At 41.5% G+C, this 7,022-nt stretch carries 6 protein-coding genes; all 6 read right to left on the bottom strand.

Going from position 1 to position 7,022, the window contains the following annotated elements; translation table 11 throughout:
• Window positions 1-653 precede the first annotated feature (653 nt).
• Complete coding sequence (gene whiA, locus ACYQ4S_RS10145) at window positions 654-1,592, bottom strand: DNA-binding protein WhiA (protein WP_346025144.1); 939 nt, start codon at window positions 1,590-1,592, stop codon at window positions 654-656.
• A 43-nt stretch (window positions 1,593-1,635) separates the two neighbouring features.
• The gene (locus ACYQ4S_RS10140; RefSeq protein ID WP_346025145.1) at window positions 1,636-2,661 is read right to left on the bottom strand and encodes a gluconeogenesis factor YvcK family protein; all 1,026 of its coding nucleotides are present in this window, start codon (window positions 2,659-2,661) and stop codon (window positions 1,636-1,638) included.
• Window positions 2,658-3,545 carry an RNase adapter RapZ gene (gene rapZ, locus ACYQ4S_RS10135; RefSeq protein WP_346025146.1) on the bottom strand — a complete coding sequence of 296 codons (888 nt, stop codon included), beginning with the start codon at window positions 3,543-3,545 and terminating at the stop codon, window positions 2,658-2,660. Before rapZ ends, ACYQ4S_RS10140 begins: the two co-directional genes overlap by 4 nt.
• Window positions 3,546-3,707: 162 nt before the next feature.
• On the bottom strand, window positions 3,708-3,905 hold the full coding sequence (locus ACYQ4S_RS10130) for a YgaP family membrane protein (RefSeq protein WP_346025147.1): 198 nt from the start codon (window positions 3,903-3,905) through the stop codon (window positions 3,708-3,710).
• A 30-nt stretch (window positions 3,906-3,935) separates the two neighbouring features.
• Window positions 3,936-5,663, bottom strand: coding sequence for a phospho-sugar mutase (locus tag ACYQ4S_RS10125; RefSeq protein ID WP_459770948.1), 1,728 nt, complete (start codon window positions 5,661-5,663; stop codon window positions 3,936-3,938).
• A gap of 158 nt (window positions 5,664-5,821) precedes the next feature.
• Window positions 5,822-6,775 carry a thioredoxin-disulfide reductase gene (gene trxB / locus ACYQ4S_RS10120; protein WP_459770946.1) on the bottom strand — a complete coding sequence of 318 codons (954 nt, stop codon included), beginning with the start codon at window positions 6,773-6,775 and terminating at the stop codon, window positions 5,822-5,824.
• Between the last annotated feature and the right edge of the window lie 247 nt (window positions 6,776-7,022).

Below are 7,022 nucleotides of genomic sequence, written 5' to 3'. Positions count from 1 at the left end.
GTCGATTCAACCTCGTGATTTTCTGATTTTTCTGGTAAAATATTAGTCATAAGACATCTCTCCTTTGAATGTTGTTATGGTGACTACATTTTACCAAAGAGAGGTGTCTTTTTGTGTGTTTTTTGATGATTATTTATAAGAAGTTTCAATAACCGCAAGGGTTAAACCTGGATATTCAACTGCAAAACTTGAGTGACTTAAGAATAACGAATTATACATAAAAAGTAAAGTAACATCGGGCTTCTTACATTTATTATGTCCAAAAATATTACAAATGAAAATGGTTCTCATTCAATTTATTCTCTTTAAACTGAAATTAATTGTGAAAAAAGTTCTTTTTGATCATTCGCTCATATACTTCTGAGCTTCTATTTAATACATATTATAAACTAAATTTGTAGGAGTTATTTGCAATAAGCTATACTCTTATCTATGGTTCTCAATTAGCCTAGTAATTGAGAACTGTGTCAAGGGAGCCTTTTTTATATAATCCAACAATTACTTAAGATTTGTCATTATCCTGTTAAAAAAGATTCCTTTTAATTTGTCACAAATTAATCTTTCAGAAATGAGTATTCTTCCATATCCTCATATTTTTCAGACAAATAAAAAATCTATCATCCCCCGGCATAAAGCAGGAGAATAATAGATAGTCAGACTTTCTGTGCCGACCTGATATCTTCGGCTATTTTATTTATTTTTCTTAAACGATGATTCACTCCAGATTTGGAGACCCCACCATTAGGCACTAGTTCACCCAGTTCTTTCAGGCTCACATCCGGATGATCGATGCGTAACTTTGCCATTTCCCTTAATTTACCCGGTAATGTATCCAGACCTCTTGCCTGAGCAATCAGATGAATATTTTCGATTTGCCTGCTTGCTGCATCAATGGTCTTGTTCATATTTGCATTCTCGCAGTTGACGAGACGGTTGACTGAATTACGCATGTCTCTTACGATCCTTACATCTTCGAAGCGGAACATGCTCCCAGTTGCCCCGATCATGGCCAGAAAATCAGCAATTTTTTCTGCTTCTTTCAGATAAACGATATAGCCGTTCCGTCTCTCATGAATACGCGCATTCATATCGAACATCTGCATCATCTCGCAGATGTCCTCATTGTGCTCTTCATAGCTTGAATGGATTTCCAGATGATAACGGCTGGTGTCCGGACTGTTGACAGATCCACTGGCAAGAAAAGCTCCTCTCAGATAGGATTTGGCTTTCTGCTTGTTAGTTTTTACCTCTTCAGGGATATGTCCACTGTAGAGCACACCATCCATGATGCCCAGCTCCTTTAAAATGAGCTTACTTCCACTTTTAAGTCGAACAATATACACATTGTTCTTTTTTAATTTCATTTTCTTTCTAACCAGCAGCTCTGATTCCACATCAAAATTGTCTTTGATCAGCGAATAGATTCTACGGGCTATTGCAGCATTTTCTGTCTGGACATTCAATAAGAAGTCGTGGTCGACAATACTCAGTGTTCCGTTCATCCTAATCAGAGCGGCCAGTTCTGCTTTGGCATGCTCTGGATGGACTTCCAGAAGTGTGAGTTCTTTTTTTACTTCAAAAGCAAATGACATGGGTTCACTTCCTTACTTTCAGTGACTCTACTTAACTAAACTTTCAGTTGTTTTCAAAATACTGTTTGATTTTACGCTGGCTGTTAAATGCTGTACGGAATATTTCTTCAGCAACTTTTTCTCCATCATGATAGACACCTTTTGGGGTCAATTCCAGAAAATCATCAGAAATGATCAATGGCACTTCTTCGCTTAGTCCTCTAAAATCATGTTCGACTTGAAGCAGATATTCTTCGTTCGCTTCCTGATCGATATACTGATCCGGTACCAGACCAATATTAGTAATAGCGATATCCACAAATCTCTCTCCGAGATGCTTGTGCAGGACACGCAGATGATCAGCATCAGAAAGCCCTTCAGTTTCACCCAATTGGGTCATGATGTTTGAGATATAGACTACGTTGGCTTCTGTCTCCATAACTGCTTTTCCAATATCAGGAATCATCAGATTAGGAAGGATACTGGTAAAGAGGCTTCCAGGTCCCAGTACAACCATATCCGCATCCATAATAGCTGATATGACCTTTCTGCTGGCTTTAACTGGCTTTCTTCCTTCTACACAAGAGACAGCCACATAGTCGATCATTTTACCGCCTTTGGGAATTTGTGATTCTCCGGTCTGGGTCGACCCATCCATATAACGCGCATGGAGGACTAGCGGTTCTTCAGCCGCAGGATAAACATGCCCTTTCACATGCATCATCTTAGCGAGCAGTTGAACGGCATCATAAATATTGCCACGCATATCAGCTGTTGCCTGAATAATGAGATTCCCAATCGTATGTCCTGACAAAGCCTCATCTTGAGACTTGAACCGGTACTGAAAAATCTCTTTCTGCAGTTCCGGTATTTCTGACAGAGCAATAAGTACATTTCTCAGGTCACCTGGCGGAACAGCATTGAAGCTTTTTCTTAACGCACCGCTGCTCCCTCCATCGTCTGCAACTGCCACAATAGCCGTGACATCTGCATCTTTTTCCTTAAGACTTTTTAAAATAACTGGCAACCCAGTTCCACCGCCGATCACGGCAATTTTTGGTCTTCTTTTATTGATTAATGATGATTTCATGACCGTATAATGGACTCCTTTACTTTATCCTTGTCTCTGTGTGAAACATTGACAGGATAGCCGTCAGCTTTTATTTTATTCGCAATCCGTTCAACTAAGGCAACTGACCGGTGTTTACCCCCAGTGCAGCCAATAGCGACAGTCAGATTGCTTTTTCCTTCTTTCTTGTACCCTGGAAGTGTATATTCCAGTAGATCAGTAAATTTTTTATAGAATGATTCAGTCTCCGGCTGCTGCATGACATAATCATATACGTCTTTGTCCAGGCCCGTCTGCGGCTTCAGTTCTGGAATGTAGTGCGGGTTAGGAAGGAACCTGACATCCATTACCACATCAGCATCAATAGGTACACCATACTTGAAACCGAATGAGACCATTTCAACTCTGAACATCTCTTTCTCTTTTACTTTGAACTTCTCGATCAGTTTTTCTCTCAACTGACGTGGGGTAATGCTGCTGGTATCAATAACGACTTGTGCTTTCATGCGAATGTCCTTCAGCAGCTCTCTTTCTTTCTTGATCCCTTCAATAGTTCGTTCATTTTTTGCCAGTGGATGAGCCCGACGAGATTCTTTGTATCTGGTGACCAGTTCCTCGTTGGTTGCGTCCAGAAACACAATACGTGTTCGAATTAGAGGCGTATTGTCCATCGTCGCAATTGCTTTGTTGATCTCTTCAAAGAAATCCTGCATTCTTAGATCCATAACTAAGGCAATTTTATTGAACTGACCTGTTTCTCTAACCAGTTTCCAGAAGGTCGGAAGGAGATTTGGAGGCATATTATCAATGCAGTAGTACCCCATATCTTCAAAACTCTGCATAGCTACTGTCTTACCTGCTCCGCTCATACCTGTAATAATCACCAATTCTAAATGTTCGTTCATTATGCCACTCCTTTACTCTGACCACATACCTATCAACTAACCTTAGCAGTTTATTTATTATAACATTCCTGGCGTGTCATGTATACTCTGCTCATGAATAGTCATATGCTGTTCATACTACAAGACCACTGGACTGACTGAACTGTCCAATGGTCTGATAGTTTATTCTTCTCTTTCACATGTGCTGGTTCCAATCAAAGCGTATGCCCCACAGCGGCGGGTGAGTGCCGTCCCCATAAGCGGGAGAAAAGCCAGTCCCAGAAATCTTGCCGGTCCATTTAAAATGAACAGCATAGGAAAGACAGCAGCAGCTAAAATGAGACGAATCGTGCGGTCAGTATTTCCGACATTCTTTTTCATTTGTAAATCACCCCCCTAAAGAATCAGTCCTTAGTTTGCATCAATAATTGACTTGATATCTGCTTCGAACGAGGAGATTTTCTCCTCTACAACTACGCCAGAGTCATCCTGTGCTGAAATATAGAATTTGATTTTAGGTTCTGTTCCTGATGGTCTGGCTGCAATCCAGCTTCCGTCAGCGAGCGTGTACTTCAGAACATTGGCTTTAGGCAGATTAATTGTATCTTCACCACTCTGAGTTTTCACTGTCTGCTTCTGGAAGTCTTCCACTTTGCAAACTTTGATGCCCCCAAAATGAGCTGGTGCCTGATTTCTTAGAGTATTCATGAGATTATTGATTTTTTTCGTTCCTTCCATGCCTTCCATCTTGATTGAGATGGTCTTCTCTTTAAAGTGACCATATTGATGGTAAAGTTCATGAAGGGCATCGAAACAGCTGAAGCCTTCTTCTTTATAATGTGCAACCATTTCAGCAACCATGACTAGAGCTTGGATGGCATCCTTATCTCTGACAAACGGCTGGACGAGATACCCGTAACTTTCTTCAAATCCGAACATGAAAGTATAATTCTGGTCTGCTTCGTACTCCTTGATTTTTTCTGCGATAAACTTGAATCCAGTAAGCACGTTGACAGATTCTACTCCATATTTGTCAGCAATGACAGATGGCAGTTCGCTTGAAACAATCGACTTGATGATCACACTGTTTCCTGGAAGCGTTCCTTTTTTAGTATGTGCCTTCAGAATATATTCAATCATCAGACTCGCGATCTGGTTTCCGCTGAGTACTTCGTAGTGCCCTTCAGAAGTTTTAACAGCCATCCCCAGACGGTCTGCATCAGGATCAGTCGCTATCAGAACATCTGCATCTTCTTTTTTTCCCTGCTCGATAGCCAGCTCAAAAGCTTCCGGGTCTTCAGGATTGGGAGATTTTACAGTTGAAAAGTCCGGATCTGCTTCAGCCTGTTTCTCAACAAGAGACACTTTTTTGAACCCGGCCTGTTCAAGCGCTTTGACTCCCAGCATTTTTCCTGTGCCGTGGAGAGGAGTAAATACGATTTTAATGTGACGTCCCTGACGATCTGCCAGTTCCTGGTCGATTGTCACTGTTCTCAGATAATCTAAGTAGACGCGGTCGACATCCTTACCGACTATTTTCAGCAGTCCTTTTTCCTCTGCTTCAACTTCGGTGAGTGTATCGATAGATAAAATGTCAGTGACACTTCTGACATAATCGGTCAGCTCATCTGCTTTTTTGGGCGGCAGCTGGCCCCCATCTTCTCCATATACCTTGTACCCATTATACTCAGGTGGGTTATGGCTGGCAGTGATCATAATGCCTGCTGCTGCTTTAAAATGACGTACGGCAAATGACAGTTCAGGCGTCGGACGAAGGTCTTCAAAAACAAAAGCTTTAATGTTGTGAGCAGCTAATGTTCTGGCAGACTCCAGTGCAAATTCCTTTGACATATGACGGGAGTCATAAGCAATCGCAACCCCGCGTTCAGCAAACTCTTTTCCCTGACTCTCTAGAAACAGGGCCAGTCCTTCAGTCGCTTGACGGACAGTATAATAGTTCATTCGATTCGTTCCAGCCCCAATGATCCCACGCATACCAGCCGTTCCAAATTCCAGAGAAGTGTAAAAAGCATCTTCCAAAGCTGCTTCGTCAGCTTTATTCTTTTCAAGATCTGACCTCACCTGTTCATCCAAGTAGTCAAAATCGACCCATGTTTCGTATGTTTCTTTCCATTCCATTGTATACCCTCTTTTCTGCATGATTAATTATCCGCTTTCTTTTCTTTTTCCATTGTAACATTTTTACTGAAATCTTGCATGAGAAAAGTATACACGTTGAAGTGAAAAACAGAGCCAGGAATGTGCTATTCCTGGCTCTGCTACAAATTATCAATGATTCATGCGTGCTGCTGTTCCATTTTTTCTTTAAGTTCTTCAACGTATTGATACGCAGCATTTCCGGCTACAGAACCATCTCCGACAGCCGTTGCCACTTGTCTGAGTACAGTGTCTCTCACATCTCCGATAGCAAAGATACCAGGAACAGCGGTCATCATCTGACTGTCTGTTTCTATCCAGCCTTCCTCGTTGGTGATAGGCAGATTGGTAAAGCTGTCAGAGTTAGGCAGAAGACCGATATAAATAAATACCCCATCCGCTGCAAGCGTGGACACATCACCAGTTCTGACGTTTTTCAGCTGAACACCTGTTACTTTGTCGTCGCCTTCGATTTCCTCAACTACAGAATTCCAGATAAAATCGATCTTATCATTTTTAAATGCTCGGTCCTGAAGGATTTTCTGTGCTCTCAATTCGTCGCGTCGATGCACGATTGTCACTTTGCTGGCGAATTGAGTCAGATACGTGCCTTCTTCAACGGCAGAATCTCCGCCGCCGACAACTACTACATGTTTGTCTCTAAAGAATGCCCCATCACAGACAGCACAGTAAGATACACCTTTTCCGTTGTACTCAGCTTCACCTTTCACTCCAAGCTTCTTGTGTTCTGCACCTGTAGCTATAATGACAGATTTGGCAAAATAGGACTTATTGCTGACAACCAGTTCTTTTTCCGTTGTACGATCGATGATTTCTTTTACATCACCGTAGACATGCTCGGCACCAAACTGTTTGGCTCCTTCATACATTTTCATTGATAAATCCGGTCCCATGATGCTGCTGAAGCCGGAGTAATTTTCTATTTCAGCGGTATTGTTCATCTGTCCACCTGGTATCCCTTTTTCCAGAATCAGAGTAGATAAATTTGATCGGGAGGCATATAAAGCTGCCGTCAACCCGCCCGGGCCAGCTCCAATCACGATGACATCATATACTTGTTTTTCTTCTTCCATTATGCGAGCCTCCTTGAAGACAAGAATTGATTACTAGAACCATTAATACTTACTTTTTGTAAGTTGATTGCTTCCTTTATAAGTATACTAGATATAAACAATAAGTCAAGAGTAAAACTCTTTGAATTTGCCCAAAATTTATAACAACACTTTATATACCAAAAGCTCGAGGAATTCACATGTGGAAAACATGGAAGCCTCGAGCTTTTTGACTGTCCACAGCAAAAATCTGTGGACAAAATGCACC

This window comes from Alkalibacterium sp. s-m-28, from assembly GCF_054658175.1.
Note: the sequence above shows the minus strand (reverse complement) of the source record. Positions and strands in the feature narration are given on the sequence as shown.

Bases quoted from the DNA above. Each gene is read 5' to 3' on its own strand.
- whiA (WP_346025144.1), bottom strand. From the start codon at position 1,592: ATGTCATTTGCTTTTGAAGTAAAAAAAGAACTCACACTTCTGGAAGTC.
- ACYQ4S_RS10140 (WP_346025145.1), bottom strand. From the start codon at position 2,661: ATGAAATCATCATTAATCAATAAAAGAAGACCAAAAATTGCCGTGATC.
- rapZ (WP_346025146.1), bottom strand. From the start codon at position 3,545: ATGAACGAACATTTAGAATTGGTGATTATTACAGGTATGAGCGGAGCA.
- ACYQ4S_RS10130 (WP_346025147.1), bottom strand. From the start codon at position 3,905: ATGAAAAAGAATGTCGGAAATACTGACCGCACGATTCGTCTCATTTTA.
- ACYQ4S_RS10125 (WP_459770948.1), bottom strand. From the start codon at position 5,663: ATGGAATGGAAAGAAACATACGAAACATGGGTCGATTTTGACTACTTG.
- trxB (WP_459770946.1), bottom strand. From the start codon at position 6,775: ATGGAAGAAGAAAAACAAGTATATGATGTCATCGTGATTGGAGCTGGC.